Annotated in this window: 17 protein-coding genes; 9 read left to right on the forward strand and 8 right to left on the reverse strand. The window is 71.2% G+C overall.

All coding sequences use genetic code 11. The features are described 5' to 3' along the window. Positions 1-27: 27 nt before the first annotated feature. Complete coding sequence (locus AC5L3X_RS13130) at positions 28-489, reverse strand: hypothetical protein (protein ID WP_494857203.1); 462 nt, start codon at positions 487-489, stop codon at positions 28-30. Positions 490-769: 280 nt separating this feature from the next. Between AC5L3X_RS13130 and AC5L3X_RS13135 the strand changes: the two genes are divergently transcribed. Then, a complete protein-coding gene (locus tag AC5L3X_RS13135; protein ID WP_494857204.1) occupies positions 770-2,077 on the forward strand; it encodes an FAD-dependent oxidoreductase in 1,308 nt (435 codons plus the stop codon). 26 nt (positions 2,078-2,103) lie between these two features. Then, a complete protein-coding gene (locus tag AC5L3X_RS13140; RefSeq protein ID WP_494857205.1) occupies positions 2,104-3,273 on the forward strand; it encodes a DUF6986 family protein in 1,170 nt (389 codons plus the stop codon). Between the two features lie 38 nt (positions 3,274-3,311). Here AC5L3X_RS13140 and AC5L3X_RS13145 read toward each other — a convergent pair whose 3' ends face one another. The 3 genes from AC5L3X_RS13145 to AC5L3X_RS13155 form a co-directional block, all read right to left on the reverse strand. After that, positions 3,312-3,992: a copper homeostasis protein CutC gene (locus tag AC5L3X_RS13145; RefSeq protein ID WP_494857206.1), complete on the reverse strand. Its 681-nt coding sequence runs from the start codon at positions 3,990-3,992 to the stop codon at positions 3,312-3,314. Between the two features lie 108 nt (positions 3,993-4,100). Next, a complete protein-coding gene (locus AC5L3X_RS13150) occupies positions 4,101-4,706 on the reverse strand; it encodes a GNAT family N-acetyltransferase (protein ID WP_189127154.1) in 606 nt (201 codons plus the stop codon). A 200-nt stretch (positions 4,707-4,906) separates the two neighbouring features. Continuing rightward, complete coding sequence (locus AC5L3X_RS13155) at positions 4,907-5,656, reverse strand: GntR family transcriptional regulator (RefSeq protein WP_494857207.1); 750 nt, start codon at positions 5,654-5,656, stop codon at positions 4,907-4,909. Between the two features lie 605 nt (positions 5,657-6,261). Here AC5L3X_RS13155 and AC5L3X_RS13160 point away from each other — a divergent pair. Genes AC5L3X_RS13160 through AC5L3X_RS13170 form a run of 3 tightly spaced genes read left to right on the forward strand, consistent with a single transcriptional unit; the run spans position 6,262 to position 9,573 of the window. Beyond that, positions 6,262-7,557 (forward strand): DUF2252 domain-containing protein, encoded by a 1,296-nt coding sequence (locus AC5L3X_RS13160; RefSeq protein ID WP_494857208.1) that lies wholly within the window; start codon positions 6,262-6,264, stop codon positions 7,555-7,557. Positions 7,558-7,590: 33 nt separating this feature from the next. Beyond that, on the forward strand, positions 7,591-8,793 hold the full coding sequence (locus tag AC5L3X_RS13165; RefSeq protein ID WP_494857209.1) for an ATP-grasp domain-containing protein: 1,203 nt from the start codon (positions 7,591-7,593) through the stop codon (positions 8,791-8,793). A gap of 33 nt (positions 8,794-8,826) precedes the next feature. Then, on the forward strand, positions 8,827-9,573 hold the full coding sequence (locus tag AC5L3X_RS13170; RefSeq protein WP_189127151.1) for an SDR family oxidoreductase: 747 nt from the start codon (positions 8,827-8,829) through the stop codon (positions 9,571-9,573). 16 nt (positions 9,574-9,589) lie between these two features. On the opposite strand, the gene AC5L3X_RS13175 is transcribed toward AC5L3X_RS13170, so the two are convergent. Further along, positions 9,590-10,405, reverse strand: coding sequence for an ATP-grasp domain-containing protein (locus tag AC5L3X_RS13175; RefSeq protein WP_494857210.1), 816 nt, complete (start codon positions 10,403-10,405; stop codon positions 9,590-9,592). A 254-nt stretch (positions 10,406-10,659) separates the two neighbouring features. On the opposite strand from AC5L3X_RS13175, the gene AC5L3X_RS13180 reads away from it, so the two are divergent. Then, complete coding sequence (locus AC5L3X_RS13180; RefSeq protein ID WP_494857211.1) at positions 10,660-11,322, forward strand: NIPSNAP family protein; 663 nt, start codon at positions 10,660-10,662, stop codon at positions 11,320-11,322. A gap of 108 nt (positions 11,323-11,430) precedes the next feature. Here AC5L3X_RS13180 and AC5L3X_RS13185 read toward each other — a convergent pair whose 3' ends face one another. Both AC5L3X_RS13185 and AC5L3X_RS13190 read right to left on the reverse strand, forming a co-directional pair. Then, positions 11,431-12,102, reverse strand: coding sequence for a pentapeptide repeat-containing protein (locus AC5L3X_RS13185; protein WP_494857212.1), 672 nt, complete (start codon positions 12,100-12,102; stop codon positions 11,431-11,433). A gap of 4 nt (positions 12,103-12,106) precedes the next feature. Beyond that, positions 12,107-13,603 carry a glycoside hydrolase family 3 protein gene (locus tag AC5L3X_RS13190; protein WP_494857214.1) on the reverse strand — a complete coding sequence of 499 codons (1,497 nt, stop codon included), beginning with the start codon at positions 13,601-13,603 and terminating at the stop codon, positions 12,107-12,109. A 156-nt stretch (positions 13,604-13,759) separates the two neighbouring features. On the opposite strand from AC5L3X_RS13190, the gene AC5L3X_RS13195 reads away from it, so the two are divergent. Then, on the forward strand, positions 13,760-14,422 hold the full coding sequence (locus AC5L3X_RS13195) for a TetR/AcrR family transcriptional regulator (RefSeq protein ID WP_358462531.1): 663 nt from the start codon (positions 13,760-13,762) through the stop codon (positions 14,420-14,422). After that, positions 14,419-15,099 (forward strand): DNA alkylation repair protein, encoded by a 681-nt coding sequence (locus AC5L3X_RS13200; protein WP_494857215.1) that lies wholly within the window; start codon positions 14,419-14,421, stop codon positions 15,097-15,099. Before AC5L3X_RS13195 ends, AC5L3X_RS13200 begins: the two co-directional genes overlap by 4 nt. Here the strand turns inward: AC5L3X_RS13200 and AC5L3X_RS13205 are convergent. After that, a complete protein-coding gene (locus AC5L3X_RS13205; protein WP_494857241.1) occupies positions 15,092-15,928 on the reverse strand; it encodes a LysR family transcriptional regulator in 837 nt (278 codons plus the stop codon). The two genes, AC5L3X_RS13200 and AC5L3X_RS13205, sit on opposite strands and share 8 nt — an antisense overlap. An 83-nt stretch (positions 15,929-16,011) precedes the next feature. Between AC5L3X_RS13205 and metE the strand changes: the two genes are divergently transcribed. Beyond that, positions 16,012-18,321 carry a 5-methyltetrahydropteroyltriglutamate--homocysteine S-methyltransferase gene (gene metE / locus AC5L3X_RS13210; protein WP_494857216.1) on the forward strand — a complete coding sequence of 770 codons (2,310 nt, stop codon included), beginning with the start codon at positions 16,012-16,014 and terminating at the stop codon, positions 18,319-18,321. Positions 18,322-18,391: the final 70 nt, after the last annotated feature.

Here is an 18,391-nt window from a genome sequence, read left to right on the forward strand (position 1 = left end):
TCCCGTCCTCGCCTGGAGCCTGGGCGGCTAACCGCCGAGGAGCTCCTCCCACGGGTGACGGGTGTTGGTGGCGCGGGTGGTGTCGAGCGCCTCGGCCAGCCTCCAGAACCCCGGCCGGGCTCGTACGCTCACCCTGCCCATCGGGTCGATGGCCCGCAGCACGAAGCGGACGCCCATCACGTGCAGGACGGCCGAGGAGGCTCCGCCGGGGGCGTCGGCCGTGACGAGGCCGGCCATCCGCTCGTCGAGCAGCGCCGCCACCTCGGAGGCGTAAGGGCCGTCGCGCCACTCGAGGTGCCAGCTCCGCTCGGAGCCTCGCCACCAGGTCAGGTCGCGGCAGGACTCGATGAACTCGGCCTCGGCGGCGAGCGCGGCCATCACCCGCCCGAACGCTTCGTACCTGCGGGAGCTCGTGGGCGAGAGGTCGTCGTCCCGGGCGCCCGGGAGGGGACCATCCTTCGGCCGCCGTAGCGCGTGCTTTCGCCTCACGAACACCCACTTTGATCGCGAGCGCGCCCTTCCCGCAAGAGTTTGGTCCCGCCAGTCTCGACGACCGGCCGCCCACCCGCCAACGGCGGACTCGACGGGCGGATCCTCCGCGCCGGGCCTCGGCATGCCGATTCAGCAGGTCCTGATATGTCATAAGAAAGGTCAAGTCAGGGTATGGATTCGTCGCTCGGGGCGTCCGGGGATACATCGAACACGCCGGCCCGTTACATCTGGTGTAACGCGGGCTCTCTGTTGCAGAATCGCCGGCTAAGGAGGCGACGTGACGTTGCGCGTGGCGGTCATCGGATCCGGCCCTGCCGGGATCTACACGGCCGAGGCACTGGTCAAGCAGTCCGCCGGGGCGGTCGAGGTCGACGTGATCGAGCGGCTACCCACCCCGTACGGGCTGGTCAGATATGGTGTCGCGCCCGATCACACGTCGATCAAGTCGATCGCCAACTACCTGCGCCGCGTCCTGGAGCTGCCCGAGGTCAGATTTCTCGGCGGGCTCACCCTCGGCGACGACGTCACGGTGGACGACCTGCTCGGCGCCTACGACGCCGTCGTCTACGCCACCGGCGCGATGGTCGACCGCAAGCTCGGCATCCCGGGCGAGGACCTTCCGGGCAGCGTGGCGGCCACCGACTTCGTCAACTGGTACTGCGGCCACCCCGACGTCGACTCCTCCAGGTTCGTCCTCGACAGCTCCGAGGTCGCGGTCATCGGTGTGGGCAACGTGGCCGTGGACGTGGTGCGGATCCTGGCCAAGACGGCCGCCGAGCTGAGCGCCACCGACGTGCCGCACGAGGTGCTCGAACGGCTGGAGGACAGCCAGGTCAAGGCCATCCACATGATCGGCCGCCGGGGCCCCGAGCACGCCAAGTTCACCCTGAAGGAGCTGCGCGAGCTCGGTGAGCTGGCCAACGCCGACGTGTGCGTGCGGCCCGACGAGGCCGTGGTTCTCGGCGGCGACTTCCCCCGGCAGATCCGCGGCAACATCGACGTCCTGCGCTCCTGGGCGGCCCGCGAGCCGGCCGGCCGGCCGCGCCGCCTCGACGTGCGCTTCTGGATGCGGCCCGTCGAGATCCTCGGCACCGACCGGGTGGAGGGCCTCCGGCTCGAACGCACCCGGCTGTCACCCGAGGGCCGCGTGGTGGGCACCGGCGAGTTCGAGACGCTCCCGGTCGGCATGGTGCTGCGCTCGGTCGGCTACCAGAGCGTCCCGCTGCCGGGCGTGCCGTTCTCGGCCGAGACGATGACGGTGCCCCACGAGGCGGGCCGGGTGCGCGAGCGCGAGTACGTCGCGGGCTGGCTCAAGCGGGGCCCCACCGGCGTGATCGGCACCAACAAGTCCGACGCGGCCGAGACCGTCCGCACCCTCCTGTCCGACCTGGCCGGTCGTGAGCCGGCGCGGACCACCGACATCGACACGCTGCTGGCTGAGCGCGGGCTGCGGCCGGTCAGCTACGAGGAGTGGCTGGCCATCGAGGCGGCCGAGGCCGAGCTGGCCAGGTCGCTGGGCCGGGGCGAGCGGGTCAAGCTGGCCGGCCTGGAGGCCATGCTGCGCGCCTACCGACCTGGGGAGTGATCCGCTTCCCGGCTAGGGTGCGGGACATGCGTGTCACCCTGGAAGACGTCCCCATCGCCGGGTTCGAGGAGACCTACCGGGTCCAGCGGGCCCGCTATCCGGGCGCCGGCCCCGACCGCCAGCCGGTGCACACCGTCTACGTGCCCGCCGACCGGTTCTCCGCCACCACGGTCGCCGACTGGGGCGGGCAGGCGCTGGCCCTGGTCTGCGAGCATCTGGCGGGTCCCGCCGAGCTGGCCGAGGTGTTCGGGGTGCCCGGCGACCTGGCGGCCGCCGTACACGAGCGGGTGCTGCGCAAACTCGGCCGCGAGCCGGTCGAGGACCTGCGGATCGACTTCGAGGACGGCTACGGCGTACGTCCCGGGCAGGAGGACGGCGACGCGGAGCGGGCGGCGGTCGCGGTGGCCGAGCTCTGGGCGGCGGGGACGTTGCCGCGCCGGTGGGGCCCGCGGGTCAAGTCGTTCGCCGACGGCGACCCGGCGCGGTCGGTGCGGACCCTCGACGGGTTCGTCACCACGGTGGCCGAGCGGGCGGGCGAGCTGCCTCCCGGGTTCACGGTGACGTTCCCCAAGGTGCTGATGGAGGGCTATCTCCGGCAGTTCGCGGGCGTCCTGGAGCGGCTGGAAGCCGCGCTGGGGGTGCGACTGCGGTTCGAGATGCAGGTGGAGGCGCCGCAGACGCTGGGGTTCCTGAGCGCGGAGCTGGCCGAGTCGCTCGGCGGCAGGCTGGCCGCGGCGCACTTCGGCGTGTTCGACTACACGGCGGCGATCGGCCTGCCGCCGCACGAGCAGCGGCTCGACCACCCGGCCTGTGACCACGCGCGGCACGTGATGCGTGTGGCGTTCGCGGACACCGGGGTCGAGCTGTCCGACGGGTCGCTGGCCGCCTCCCCCGCCTCCGGCGCGGCCGGCGACGTGCGGGCGCTGTGGCGCCGGCACGCCGAGCTCGTCAGGCACTCACTGGCGCACGGGTTCCATCAGGGGTGGGACATGCATCCCTCGCATCTGGTGAGCCGGTTCGCCACGGTCTACGCGTTCCATCTGGCGCGCTACGACTCCTACCGCGAGCGAGTGCGCGCCTGGGAGGAGCGGCGCGACGCCGGAGGAGGGGTCATGGACGAGCCCGCCACCGTCAGGACGATGGCCGCCGCCCTGCGGCGTGCCGACGCCGCCCTGGACGAGCCTCCGGCCAGGTGACGTCCGGTCCCGGGGGCGAGCGTCCGGCCGCGCGACGCTCAGTCGCGCTCGACCAGGTCGCGCCAGCGTCGGACGAGGCGCCACTCGACCGGGTCGGACCAGCCGGCCCGCACCGCGGAGCCGACGTGGAAGGCCCGGATGCCGAAGTCCAGCAGGGTCGGCACGTGCGCGGCCCGGAGCCCGCCGCCGGCCAGGATGATCGAGCCGTCGCCCGCGTCGGCGCGCCCTCTGAGCACGGACATGCCCTCGCCGACCCCGGTGGGTGAGCCCGAGGTGAGGACGGTCGCGAGGTTCGGGAGCAGGCGCACGGCGCGCCAGGACGCCTGGATGTCGGCCGCGTGATCGACGGCCCGGTGGAAGGTCCACGGCAGGGGCGACACGGCGTGGATGAGCGCCTCGGTGGCCGCCAGGTCGACGGCGCCCGCGCCGTCGAGGAAGCCGAAGACGAACCCGGCCGCGCCCGCCTGGGCGAGCGCCTTGGCGTCGCGGCTCAGCCGGCCGATCACGTCGGCGCCGGCCGTGAAGGAAGCGTCACAGCGGAGCATCACCATCTGGGGAAGCGGGCACTCCGCGGCGATCGCGGCGACCGTCTCCGGCGCGGGGGTGAGCCCGTCGGCGGCCATGTCGGCGACGACCTCCAGGCGGTCGGCGCCGCCCTGTTCGGCGGCCACGGCGTCGCGCACGTCGAGCGCGATCACCTCAAGGAGGGATCCGGTCATGCAGCAGAGGTTATAGGGTGCTCTGCACCATTTTGCATGAATGACGGCAGAAGATCCCGTCTCCACCTGGCGCCCGGTTCACCTCGGACGCGAGGGATGCCCGAAAGGTCAGACCGCGATCAGCTCAGGAACCGTGAGGTCACGGAAGGCCATGACGCCCACGTCCTCCGCGCGCCGCTGGAAGAGCGCGCCGGAGCTGCGGTGCGGGAGGTCGACCGTGCGCACGTGCCGGAAGCCGCGGCTGCGGTAGTAGTGCTGCAGCCCGGGGTTCGCCTTGGCGCAGTCGAGCCGCAGCCAGGGCCGCCCGGTCGCGTAGGCCCACGTCCCGGCCCAGTCGAGCAGCGCGTCACCGAGCCCGCTGCCGGACCACTGCCGCGCCACGGCCAGCTTGTGTACGTACAGAGCGGCGCCCGGGTCATCCGCCTGGGTCCAGAACTCGGGGTCGGCGTGCTCGTCGACGGCGATCGTCGCGACGGGCGGCGCGTCCTCGTCGGGGTCGAGGTAGCGGAGCTCGTCGTCCAGCAGGTACAGCACTCGTTCCTCGATCAGGGGCTCGATCCGCGCCGCGCTGAACCCGCCGCGCGGCCACTGCCGCACCCCCCGCGCGTGAAGCCACTCGGCGGTGTCGGCCAGCAGTCTCAGCACGCCCTTGAGGTCGGCCGGCTCGGCCTGGCGCAGGGCGAGCGGGTGCAGGAGGAGGGTGTTCGAGAGCATGATCCATCCCTTCGTCGCATGGTGCGATCAATTGATGACACAGAGTGACGGTCGTGTAGCGCACTGGATAGGCTTGGGTGACGGAAGGCAATATGAACGGATAAAACGGGTTTCAGGGGAGCGCGCACAACTCCCCTAGCCCTGCGAGGCCGGATTACTCGCGGCGGGCGGCCGGCGGGATCACCCCCAACCGAGCTCGATCAGCGGCGGTCGAGCTCGTACCTGATCAAGTGCTTGTCCGCGGGGAGCACCGACACCGCGACACGCACCGGCAAATCATCCCTGTCGTAGCCAACTCGGACATACACCACAACTGGGGTACCGAGTTCCAATTGAAGCCTCTCTGCTTCCTCTTGGTTGGGCATACGCGCTGAAATGTCGTCAATTACTCGCATTTGCTCGTGCCCGAGCTCCTCGAGCACCCGGTTCGCGCCGCGCGCGATGTCGCCTGGCCTGGCGATTTCCGAGTTGGCGACCAACTCGCGGGGAAAGTAGGAATCATTGGTGTTGTACGGCTGCCCGTCCACGAAGCGCAGGCGCCGGCGCACCACCGCGAGCTCACCGTCGGCCAGCTCCAGCCGGCTGGCGATCTCCTCGACGGGGGTGACGGTCAGCACCTCGATGAGCTGAGTCGGCTCCCGGCCCTCCTGCGAGACGGCGAAGGCGAAGGCCTCGCGTACCTCTCCCGTCGGCTGGGGCTCCAGCTCGCGTTGCGGATACATGAGCAGCGGACGGCGGTCACGGACCACTGTGCCGCGCCGTGGAGTGCGCGTCACGAGCCCCTCATTGACGAGCTCGCCCAGCGCCAGCCGGACGGTGTTGCGGCTCACCCCGTGGTCTTCCATGAGCTGCGCCTCGGTCGGCAACTGCGCTCCGGGACCGAGGACACCGGAGTAGATGGCTTTACGGAGTTCCGAAGCCACCTGCTGATACAGCACCGACCTTGCCACTTTCACCCCTTTTGTTCCAACAATTTAGACGATCTGGTTCTAGCAGGCCACAACCTCTTGACCGAACGGCTCCGACAGCCGCATCATCCATTCGTTGGTACAAATCCATCGAAAAGCCGGTGAGGAGGTGGAGGCCGTGCTGCCGGTCCGCGCGGGTATGCCATACCTGCCCTGGCATGACCCACACGATGCAACACGTTTACTGCGTTACGCGTCGCATCGCCAGGGGTTCAGCCACACCCACCAGAGCGAAGGTCATGGCACGTCCGTGCACTCCGCGCCGACCGAGCCGACCGTGTGGTGCGAAGACGGTCCGTTCGAGTCTCCTCACCCCCTCACCGACTCCGTGCGCGAACCAACGACCCAGGACTCCATCCCTCGCCGGAGTCCTGGAGTCACCGCGCATGGGGCAGGAAGCGCGCCCTGGCGGGTCCCCCACGCCCGCCAGGGCGCGCGATCCTTTCTCAGGCCCGGCCCGGCGGCCGGTCGGCCGGGCTTGAGCGCCCTCTTCCCGCCGGCGAGGTGGTCTCGGTGCCGGCGCGACACCCCCTGACCTGGTCGCCGAAAGGGTAGGCGGGGGCCGTCGGGCGGCTTACCGTCCAGGTATGCACACACGCTCCAGGTATCTGCTCGACGTGCTGATGACGGAGTTCGGCGATTCGATCAAGCGCGATCCCGCGGCTTTCCGGCGGAAATTCCGGAAGATGGCGGCCTCGCCGTTCGCGTTCTACCGGGGCAGCGCCTGCCTGTTCTACGCCGACCTGACCGACGCGTTCACGGACCGGTCCTACCTCGACCCGGCGACCAGCAGGGTGTGGATCCACGGCGATCTGCACGCGGAGAACTTCGGCACCTACATGAACGCCTCCGGTGTCCTGGTGTTCAACGTCAACGACTTCGACGAGGCGTACGTCGGGCCCTACACCTGGGACCTCAAGCGGTTCGCGGCGAGCGTGGCGCTGCTGGGGTACGCCAAGGCGCTGTCGGACGACGTGATCGGTGCGCTCGTGGCCGGGTTCGGCACCGCGTACCTGGCCGAGCTGACCGGGATCGCGCACGGCGGGGACGACGCGATCGGGTCGCTCACCATCGACACCACCAGCGGCGTGCTGCACCGGGTGCTGCAGACCGCCCGGCTGAGCACCCGGGTGGCGATGCTGGACGTGGAGACCGTGATCGACGCCTACGACCGGCGCTTCGCGATCATGGAGGGGCGTGAGCCCGTCGATCGGGCGACCCGCTCGGCCGTGCTGACGGCGTTCGACGACTACCTGACGACGCTGCCGGGGCAGGCCAACCCGGTCGAGCACGTCATCAAGGACGTGGCGCTGCGCAAGGGGGTGGGCATCGGGTCGGCCGGGCTGCCCTCGTACAACCTGCTGCTGGAGGGACGCTCGCAGGCGCTGGAGAACGACGTGATCCTCTACATGAAGCAGGCGCAGGTGCCGGCGGTGGCGCGGCACATCACGGACGAGAAGGTGTCTGGATATTTCCGGCATCAGGGGCATCGCACCGCCGAGTCCCAGCGGGCGTTGCAGGCCTACGCCGACCCGTGGCTCGGCTACACGATGCTCAACGGCGTCGGCCAGCTCGTGGCCGAGGTCTCGCCCTACTCCGCCGACCTCGACTGGGACGACGTCAACGAGCCCGACGAGCTCCAGTCGATCATGCGCGATCTCGGTCGGGCGGTGGCGCGCATGCACGCGGTGGCCGACGACGAATCGAGCCACGACCTGGTGGACTTCTCGACCGAGGAGTCGATCGTGGCGGTGGTGCGAGACGACAAGCCCGGCTTTATCGCGATGCTGGTGGATTTCGCGCATCGGTACGGGGCACAGGCCCGGGAAGACCATCGGACGTTCGTCGACCTGTTCCGCAACGGCCGCCTCCCCGGAGTGTGACGGCCGGCGCGTTCCGGCGTGGGAGGAGCCATCGTGAGGCATCTGGTCGGGTTACTCCTGGGCACGGAGCAGGACTGGCCGGCGGCGTTCGAGACCGTGTTGCGACGGCTCGGGCCGGTCAAGGGCGTGGGCGAGTTCGACGTGGAGCGCATCACGATCGAGCCGTTCGACCTGCGTGACTCCCCGCGTCACGATCTGGTGATCGACCGGCTGGCCTACTGGTACTACCACCCGCGCGAGTGGCTCAAGAAGATCGCCATGATGGACGACGTCTACCTGCTGAACAGCCCGTTCACCTTCCAGTCGATGGAGAAGCACGCCGCCTACTGCGCGATGATACGGCTCGGGCTCAAGGTCCCCGACACGGTGCTGGTGCCGTACAAAAATCCGCCCGACAACACGCGGTACGCCTACACGGCGGCCCGCTACAACCGCCCGTTCGACCTCGACGAGGTCGCCGACCGGATCGGCTACCCCCTCTTCATGAAGCCGTACGACGGCGGGGCGTGGCGGGGTGTGTCGCTGGTGCGGGACCGGGCCGAGCTGCACCGGGCCTACGACCAGAGCGGCGAGATGCTCATGCATCTGCAGAAGGCCGTCGAGGGGTACGACGTGTTCGCCCGGTCCCTGTCGATCGGGGCGGAGACGATGGTGATGAGGTTCCGGCCGGACGAGCCGATGCACGCCAGGTACGCGGTGGACCACGAGTTCCTGTCACCCGCCCTGGGCGAGGAGGTGGTCACCATCGGCCGGCTGGTGAACGCGTTCTTCCGGTGGGAGTTCAACTCGTGCGAGACGCTGGTCAAGGGCGCCGACGTGCACCCGATCGACTACGCCAACGCCTGCCCGGACGTGGCGCTGACCAGTCTGCACTACTACTTCCCGTGGGCGATCAAGGCGTTGGTGCGGTGGAGCGTGTTCTGCGTGGGCACCGGGCGCAGGCCCCGGCTCGATCTGGACACCCGCGAGTACTTCGCGGTGACCGGCTCGTACGAGGAGCGGCTCGCGGCCTACCGGCGGCTGGCCGACGCCTACTTCGAGACCGACCGCTACCACGACTTCTGCGAGAGCCGGCTGCGGCACCTCGACGAGATCGTGCTGGACTGGGTGGCCGGGCCCGACTTCGACCGGCTCCTGGTCGACACCGTGACGGCCACCTATCCCGCCGCCGAGCGGGATAGGTTCGTGGCGCACTTCCGCGGGCTGCTGGGTCTGTGGGTGAAGGATTCCGGCTAGCGACCGACCAGTCGGTATGGCATGCTCCAGAACATGACTCTGTTCTCGGTGGAAGGCAAGACCGTCGTCGTCACCGGTGGATCCCGGGGCATCGGACGCATGATCGCGGCCGGGTTCGTCGAGGCCGGCGCGACCGTCTACATCTCCGCGCGCAAGACGCCCGAGGTCGAGAAGACCGCCGCCGAGCTCGGCTGCGTCGGCGTGCCCGCCGACCTGTCCACGCCCGAGGGCGTGGCAGCGCTCGTCGCGGCGGTGGACGGCCCCCTGCACGTGCTGGTCAACAACGCGGGCGCCACCTGGGGCGCGCCGCTGGAGGAATATCCCGAGCACGCCTTCGACAAGCTCTGGAACATCAACGTCAAGGGCGTCTTCTACCTCACCCAGAAGTTCCTGCCGCAGCTGCGGGCCGCCGCGAGCGCGGACGACCCGGCGCGGGTGGTCAACGTGGGGTCCATCGACGGCATCAGGGTGCCGTCGATGGAGAACTACGCCTACTCGGCCGCCAAGTCGGGCGTGCACATGCTGACCCGGCATCTGGCCAGGCAGCTCGCGCCGGAGCACATCACGGTCAACGCGATCGCGCCCGGGCCGTTCCCGTCGAAGATGATGGCCTTCGCGCTGGACGACCCGGCGACCCGCGACCTCGTCTCGTCGAGCGTGCCCCTCGGCCGCATCGGCCGCCCCGACGACATGGCCGGGGCGGCGATCTTCCTCTCCTCGCGGGCCGGGGCCTACCTCACCGGCACGATCATCCCGGTGGACGGCGGCATCTCCTGCTGACGAACGTGGCCGACGCTCAGATCAGCTCGCGCAGCGCCCTCGCGAGGTTGGCCGGGGCGCTGGGCTCGTAGCGCAGGAACAGGTAGGGCTCGGTCAGCTCCACCTCGATCACCACGGGGCTGCCGTCGGGAAGCCGGACCAGGTCGATCCGCGCGTACAGAAGGGCTTGGGGGATGGCGGCAAGCACCTTCTCGGCGAGCTCGACCTGGTCCGGTGCTGGGGTGCGCGGCTCCGCCCTGACGTGGTCCGCGCCTGATCTCCCCGGTGACAGCATCGGAGTGCGCCGGACCGCGTGACTGAACCGGCGGTTGAAGTAGAGGAGCGAGGTCTCGCCCTCGGACTCGACCATGTCGAGGTAGGGCTGAACCATGGGGGTGCGGCAGCCGGCCTGGAGCAGGGCGGCGTGGGCCTCGGCCCTGGCCCGGTCGGTGGTCCTGATCGTGTCGCGGGCGCCCGCCGAGATCGCGGGCTTGACCACGTATTCGCGCCAGGCCGGCAGGCGCTCGGCCGACCAGTGGGTGGGCACGATCGGCACGCCCAGGTCGCGCAGGTAGGTCTTGTCGGTGTTGGACTCGAGGACCGAGGCCGGGTTGAGCAGCGGGACCCGGCTCTCCACCCGGCGCGCCCAGGCCAGGAAGTCGGACCGGCGATCGAGATAGTCCCAGACCGAACGCACCACCACGGCGTCGTACGCGCTCCAGTCGACCGTGGGGTCGTCCCAGCGCTCGGCACGGCCGTCGAGGCCCGCCTCCCGCCAGGCGGCCAGGGCCGGCTCACGCTCGTCATCATGGGCGTCACGGTCGTCGAATGTCACATATGCGCAGATAGCCATCCGGGTGATGCTAGCCGCGGCGCGAGTCGAGCCGTGCCGGGCCTGGCCCCTGCACCGGATCCGCGACCTGCCGACCACGTCAGCCCCTTCGCTCGCATCCACGACCGCCTTGACCATGAGTTGATCCACGCATCAAGGCCATGGCGATCCTATAGCCAGGCGTTGACCTTCGATCACAATACGTTACCAAAACATTGTTCGGTCGAGAGGTCGCTGACAGAGGATGTCAGCGGAACACCCCTAGGGTCGGGCGCGTGATCTACGAGCTACGCCAGTACACGTTGCGGCCCGGACGACGCGAGACCCTGATCGAGCTGTTCGAGAGGGAGTTCGTCGAGTCTCAGGAAGAAGCGGGCATGGGGGTGGTGGCCCAGTTCCGCGACCTGGATGCACCGGACATGTTCTCCTGGATACGGAAATTTCCGGATATGGAGGCTCGGCGGTTGGCCCTCGCCACCTTCTACGGCGGCCCAGTCTGGAAGGCGAACCGCGACGCGGCGAACGACACCATGATCGACTCTGACAACGTCCTGCTGCTGCGTCCCCCGGCCGGGGCCGCCGACCCGTTCCCGGCCGCCGACCGGCCGCCCATCGGCGCCACCGCCCTGCCGCCCGCACACTACGTGGCCACGATCTACCACGTCGGCGAGGGCTTCTCCGCCTTCTTCGCAAGCCACGTCCGCCCCGTGCTGGCCGAGGCCGGGGTGCCGCCGGTCGCCTGCCTGGAGAGCGAGCACGCGGCCAACACCTTCCCCGCCCTGCCGGTGCGCACCGGCGAGAATGTCTTTGTGTGGTTCGCCCGTTTCGACCGCCCCGAGGACGAGCGTGACGTGCCGCTGCCCATGCTGGAGGGCCGGCTGACCGCCGCGCCCCAGCGCCTGCGCCTCGCCCCCACGGCTCGCTCCGCTCTGCGCTGACCCCGGAGCGGGCGCCCTGGCCGGCGCTCGGACCCGGCCGCTCAGGGCTCGGACCCCGCGGATGCCTCCGGCCAGGGCTCGAACCCTGCTGACGCTCCCAGTCAGGGCTCAGATCACGTTGATGCCGCGGGCGGCGAGGATGGCGGCGGCCTGGGCGTGGTTGATCGTGGCGCCCGCGAGGGCCCGGACGCGGTCGTCGTCACAGTCGCCGAGGTCGGCGCCACGCAGGTCGGCCTTGGCGAAGACGGTCTTCAGCAGCCTGGCGCCACGCAGCCGGGAGTCGCTGAACGTGGCCCCGGTGAAGTCGCACCCCGCCAGGTCGGCGTCGTCGAAGCGGACGCCCTCGATGAGCTCGCCGCGCAGCGAGCAGCCGCCGAGGTTGGCCAGGGTCAGGTTGGAGCCGCTGACCCTGAAGCCGGTGCCCCGGGAGCCGGTGAGCGACGCGCCGATCAGCCGGCAGCCGGTGAAGGAGGCGTCGGTCAGCAGCGCCCCGCCGAAGTGCGCGGCGGACAGGTCGACGTCGGTGAACGTCACGTCGACGAGGTCGGCGTCGGCGAACCTGATCCCCGTCCCGCCGCCGCCCGAAAAGGAGGCGCCGTCGAGGTCCGCCTTGCGGAAGTCGGTCCGCTCCAGCACGCACGACTCGAAGCGCGCGCCGGCCAGCGAGGCGCCCCACAGGTCGGTCTCGGTGAGGTCGCAGGAGCGGAAGGTGTGGGTCTCGTCCGGCTCCAGCCGATCGGTCAGAGAGGTGTGGGAGAGGTCTTCACCGTCGAAGTTCACGGTGTCAGAGGCTACCGGTGATCACCTCCGCCGCGGCCTGGCCGCACACGGGGGCGGAGCCGTAGGTGGCGATGTGCACGGCGCCCAGGTCGGAGCGCTCGGGCAGGCCCATCTCGACCACCACGGCGTCCGGGCGGGCGCTGAGCAGGTGGCGCAGCGCCTCGGTCTGCCACCGGTGGCGGTGCGCGTCGCGGACCGCGATCGCCAGCGGGCGGCCGGTGGCCTCGCCGATCAGCCGCTCGATCTCGGCGCCCGTCGCCTGGCCCGCGGTGAGCCTGGCGACGCGGGTGCCGGGCAGCAGCCGCCGGAGCGGCTCCCCCACGCCCCACGGGGTGCGCCTGTCGATGGCCAGGTTCATCTCGGGGGCCAGCTCGATCACCTGCGCCGGGCCGGCGAACGGCAGCACGGCTGCCGTCGACCTGCGGGTGACCCTGATCGCCCGGCGGGCGGCGGCGAGCCCGAGACGGCCGTCCCGGGCGGCGACGCCGCCCGGGACGCCCGAGCCGCCCGAGGAGGTGGTCCAGGCGGCCAGCTCGCGGACCCTGCGAGCGGCGTCGGCCAGACGCTCCTCGGGCAGCAGCCCCTGGGTGACGGCGGCGGCGATCGCGTCGCGCACCTCGGCCGCGGTCGTCTCGCCGGCGCGCTCTCCGCCGACGCAGACGGCGTCGGCCCCGGCGGCGATGGCGCGGGCGGACGCGCCGCCGATGCCGTGACGGCCCGAGACCGCCGCCATCTCGATCCCGTCGGTGACGATCACGCCGTCGAAGCCGAGTTCCTCACGGAGCAGGCCGGTGAGCACCTTGGGGCTGAGCGTGGCGGGCAGTCCGGCATCGTACGCGGGCACCAGCAGGTGGCCGGTCATGATCGCTCTGACGCCTTCCCTGATCGCCTCCCGGAACGGGTGCAGCGCGTCCTCGATCCCGCCGGTGGAGACGACCGGGACGCCGTGGTGGGAGTCGACCGAGGTGTCGCCGTGGCCGGGAAAGTGCTTGGCGCAGGCGGCCACACCGGCCGACTGGAGGCCGCGGACGAAGGCCCTGGTGTGCCGGGCGACAAGCGCCGGGTCGGCGCCGAAGGCGCGCAGGCCGATGACGGGGTTGTCCGGATTGGAGTTCACGTCGGCGGAAGGGGCGAAGTCGATGGTGATCCCGGCCGCGGCGAGCTCGTCGCCCAGGTCCCTGGCGAGCGCCTCGGTCAGCGCCACGTCGTCCACGACGCCGAGGGCGTGGCCGCCGGGGCGGCTGCTGCCGGTGGCCACCTCCAGCCTGGTCACCTCGCCCGTCTCCTCGTCGGTGCCGATCAGGGCGCCGGGATTCTCCGCCCGGAGCGCGGCCGTCAGGTCCGCCACCTGGGCGGGGCCGGTGATGTTACGGGAGAACAGGACGACGCCGGCCAGCCCGTCGCCGAGCCGTCGGCGGAGCCAGTCGGGAGGCGTCGTCCCCTCGAAGCCAGGGAGGAGCACGGCGTCGGCCAAGCGAAGGAGGTCACCGCTCGTGGGCATGCCTCGCAATCTAATAGTAAAGTTTCCTATTTGCTAGGGCCCGGCCCCTCCAGCTCGCGCGCACCCGTTCAGCAAGCGCTTGGTAGAGCCCGGAACACCGGGTGAGCTGGAACACTTCGGTGAACAAGCGATTGTCCGAGGGCTCATAATGGGAACGTGACCACGCGAAAGAACTCCGGCTCCGCCACCACGAAGCGCCGGCGCGCGAGCTCCACGGGGCCGGCCTCCGAGCGGCGTGACCACCTCGTCAAGCTGGCCGCGGAGCTCTTCGCCCGCAAGGGTTTCCAGGCCACGACCGTGCGCAACATCGCCGACGAGGCCGGCATTCTGTCCGGAAGCCTCTACCACCACTTCGACTCCAAGGAGTCGATCGTGGACGAGGTGCTGTCGACCTTCCTCGATGATCTCATCGCGCGCTACCGCACCGCACTCGAGTCGGGCTCCGACCCGCGCACCGTGCTGTCGGAGATGGTACGCATCGGCTTCGGCACCCTTGAGCCCCACCGCGCCGCGATCACCGTGATGCAGAACGACTGGAACTACCTGCGGCAGTTCGAGCGGTTCAACTACCTGGTCAAGGCCGAGGACGAGGTCGAGCAGATGTGGGTCGCGCAGATCAAGGCGGGCCAGGCGGCCGGGCAGTTCCGGGCCGACGTCGACGCCAAGCTGACCTACCGGATGATCCGCGACACGATCTGGGTCGCGGTGCGCTGGTTCCGCCCAGGCGGGCGGCTCAACACGACCGGGCTGGCCGAGCACTACATCACCGTGCTCTTCGACGGCCTCGCCACCGGCGAGCGGACCAGCCAGCGGGCATGAGCCTCGGCGAAAAGGTACGGCTGGCACTGCGGGAGGCGGCGGAGCCCGGCAAGGCCGCCGCGATGCAGGCGTACATGAAGTCCCCGATGCCCTTTCTCGGTGTGCAGGCCGGGCCTCGGCGGGCCGCACTCAGGCGGGTCTTCGCCGGCCACCGCCTCGCCACCGCGCCCGAGTGGCGCCGGGCGGTGCTGGAGCTGTGGCGTGAGGCCGAATACCGCGAGGAGCGCTACGCGGCCGTCGAGCTGAGCGGCCACCGCCACTACCGCGAGTTCCAGACCCTCTACACGGTGCCGATGTACGAGGAGATGGTCGTCACGGGCGCCTGGTGGGACCTCGTCGACGAGCTGGCCACCCATCGGATCGGCGGGCTGCTGACCGCGTTCCCCGACTCCATGCGGCCGCTGCTGCTGGAGTGGGCGCACGACCGCGACCTGTGGAAGCGGCGCACCGCGATCCTGAGCCAGAACCGCTTCAAGGCCCGCACCGACACCGCGCTGCTCTACGCGTGCATCGAGCCCAGCCTGTCCGACAACGACTTCTTCGCCCGCAAGGCGATCGGCTGGGCGCTGCGCGAGTACGCCAAGACCGACCCGGGTGAGGTGGTCCGCTACGTGCGGGCCAAGGGCCTGTCGGGGCTGAGCCGGCGTGAGGCGCTGAAGAACGTGCCCGTCACCTAGTCCACAACGCCTCCTGCACGGCCTGTACGAGCGCCATCAGCTCAGGGGTGACACGCTCCCTCGACCAGGCCAGCGCGTAGGTGATGCGCAGGTCGCCCGCGTCGAACGGGACGAACCGGATGTCGTCGCGGCGTACGGCCCTGACCAGCAGCTGCGGGCTCGGCAGCAGCCCGGCGCCCGCTGCCACGAGGTCGAGCGCGGCGCCGAAGTCGTCGTCGGCGACCACGCGCGGGCGGCCGGGCAGCCCGGTCCAGGACCTGCCCGGCGTCAGCAGGACCTGTCCGGTCAGGTCGTCCGGCGCGACGCGGGCCCTGGCCCACAGCGGATGCCCGGCCGGGACGGCCAGGTGGTCGATCGTGATGTGGAACCTGGCCGCCGTGCCGAACGGCGCGGGCGCCGGGGTGGCCAGGATGGCCGCCGACACCTCTCCGCGCGTCAGGGCGGCCGAGGCGTCCCCTCGTCCGGCCGGGCGCAGCTCCACGCCGATGGCCGGGGCGCGACCGGCCAGCCGCCTGGCGATCCGCGCGGCGAGCGGGCCGATGAGCGGTGGATAAGCGAGATGAATGAGCGGCCGGGTCAGCCGGGCCGCCTCCGAGGAGAACTCGGCCGCCGCCTCCAGCAGCCGATCGGCGTACGACAGCAGGGTCCTGCCCTCGGCGGTGAGCCGCACCTGACGGGCGGTCCGCTCGAAAAGCCGGACGCCGATGGCCCGTTCGAGCCGGGAGACGGCCTGGCTGACGGCCGGTTGCGACATGCCCAGGTCGGCGGCGGCCCGCGAGAAGCTGAGCCGGGCGGCCACGCCGGCGAAGCACTGGATCTCCCTGAGCATAAGCGTCACGAATAGATGATGCCCGAGCTCGACGAGGCCGTGCAGGATGCCTCCGATCCACCGCCTATCGAGGGAGCAGCACGATGTCCCGTTCACCGTCCCCTTCACCGTCCCGTTTTCCGCGCTCCACCGTGCTCGGCTATCCGCGGATCGGCCCGCGCAGGGAGCTGAAACGGGCCCTGGAGGCCTACTGGGACGGCCGTGGCAGCCGCGCGGAGCTGGAGGCGGTAGGGGCCGCGATCCGCGAACGGACCTGGACCCGGCTCGCCGAGCTGGGGCTGGAGGGGCTGCCGTCCAACACGTTCTCGCTCTACGACCAGGTGCTGGACACGTCGGTGCTGCTCGGCGCGGTGCCGGAGCGCTATCGGGCGGCTGAGGACCCCTACTTCGCCATGGCCAGGGGCACCGACGGGCTGGCACCGCTGCGGATGACGAAGTGGTTCGACACCAACTACCACTACATCGTGCCGGAGGTCGGACCGGACACCGTGTTCGAGCTGGACGCCGCCAAGCCGCTCGCCGAGCTGCGGCAGGCCCGCGAGCTGGGGTTCGAGACGCGGCCGGTGGTCATCGGGCCCGTGACGTTCCTGCTGCTGGCCTCCGCGCTGGACCGCCTCGACGACGTGCTCCCCTGCTACGAGGAGCTGCTCGCCCTGCTGGCCGCCGAGGGCGTCACCTGGGTGCAGCTCGACGAGCCGGCGCTGGTCGCGGACCGGACGCCCGAGGAGCTGGCCGCCGTGCGGACCGCCTACGAGCGGCTCGGAGCGCGGAGCGCCCGGCCGGGACTGTTCGTCGCCTCCTACTTCGGCCACCTGGGCGAGGCGCTGCCGGTCCTCGCCGCCACCCCGGTGGAGGCGATCGGGATGGACCTGGTGCGCGGCGGTCTCGACGGGCTCGGGGCGCTGGCCGGCAAGACGGTCGTGGCGGGGGTCGTGTCCGGACGCGACGTGTGGCGGACGCCTCCGGAGCGGGCCGCCCGCCTGCTGTCGGCCGTGCGGGAGCAGGCCGGGCGGGTGGTGGTCAGCACCTCCTGCTCGCTGCTGCACGTGCCGTACGACGTGGAGGCCGAGCCGGACCTGGACTCCGGGCTGAAGGCGCGGCTGGCGTTCGCCGAGCAGAAGGTCGCCGAGGTGGTGGAGCTGGCGCGGTCCGGCTTCGAGGACGGGGAGCGGGTCGCGCGGCCCCGGCCGGACGCCGGAGCGCCGTCGGAGCCAGGAGTCACAAGCCGAGCGGAGCCACACGCCGAGCCGAACTCCGGGCCGCATTCCGGACCGCACCCCGGACCGAACCCCGGACCGAACTCCGGGCCGCATTCCGGGCCGGTCGTGGCCGGCGAGCGCGCGCCGTACACGGTGCGGGCCGCGGCGCAGGCCGCGCACCTGCGGCTGCCCCTGCTGCCGACCACCACCATCGGGTCGTTCCCGCAGACCGGCGAGCTGCGTGAGGCCCGCGCGGCCGCGGTGGCGGGCAGGCTGAGCGCCGCTGACTACGAACGGCGGGTGGAGGGCGAGATCGAGCGGGTCATCCGGGCGCAGGAGCGGCTCGGGCTCGACGTCCTCGTGCACGGCGAGCCGGAGCGCAACGACATGGTCCAGTACTTCGCGGAGCACCTCGACGGCTTCGCGGTCACCAGGAACGGCTGGGTCCAGTCGTACGGCTCGCGCTGCACCCGGCCGCCCATCCTGCACGGCGACGTGAGCCGTCCCGAGCCCATCACCGTGCGGTGGGCCCGCTACGCCCGCTCGCTCACGGACCGGCCGGTCAAGGGCATGCTCACCGGGCCGGTGACGATCGTCGCCTGGTCGTTCGCGCGGGACGACCTGCCGCTGCGTGACGTGGTGTTCCAGGTGGCCGACGCGGTGCGGGAGGAGGTGCGCGACCTGGAGGCGGCCGGTGTCCCGATCATCCAGGTGGACGAGCCCGCGCTGCGCGAGCTGCTGCCGTTGCGCGAGGCCGCGCGGGCCGGCTACCTGGAGTGGGCCGTGGCGGCCTACCGGCGGGCCACCTCCGGCGCGGGCGACCGCACCCAGATCCACACGCACCTGTGCTATTCCGACGCCGACCAGATCCTGGACGCCATCGACGGCCTCGACGCCGACGTCACCACGATCGAATCGGCCCGTTCGGGGGCCCGGCTGCTCGGCTCGGTCGGCACGTTCGAACGCGGGCTCGGTCCCGGTGTCTACGACATCCACTCGCCGCGGGTGCCCGGCGTCGACGAGGTCGAGCGGCTGCTGCGCGCGGCGCTGCGGACGCTGCCGGCCGAGCGGATCTGGGTCAACCCGGACTGCGGGCTGAAGACGCGGACGTACGAGCAGGTCGAGGCGGCGCTGGCCAACATGGCCACGGCCACACGGCGGCTGCGCGACGAACTCGCCGGCGCGGGCCGCTGAGCGGGCGGCACTCCGGCCGCACGAGTGCACGGGCGCGCCGGGGTGAGCCGGCGCGTCCAGGCCCGGCGAA

The sequence above is a fragment of the Nonomuraea sp. CX421 genome, assembly GCF_059358955.1.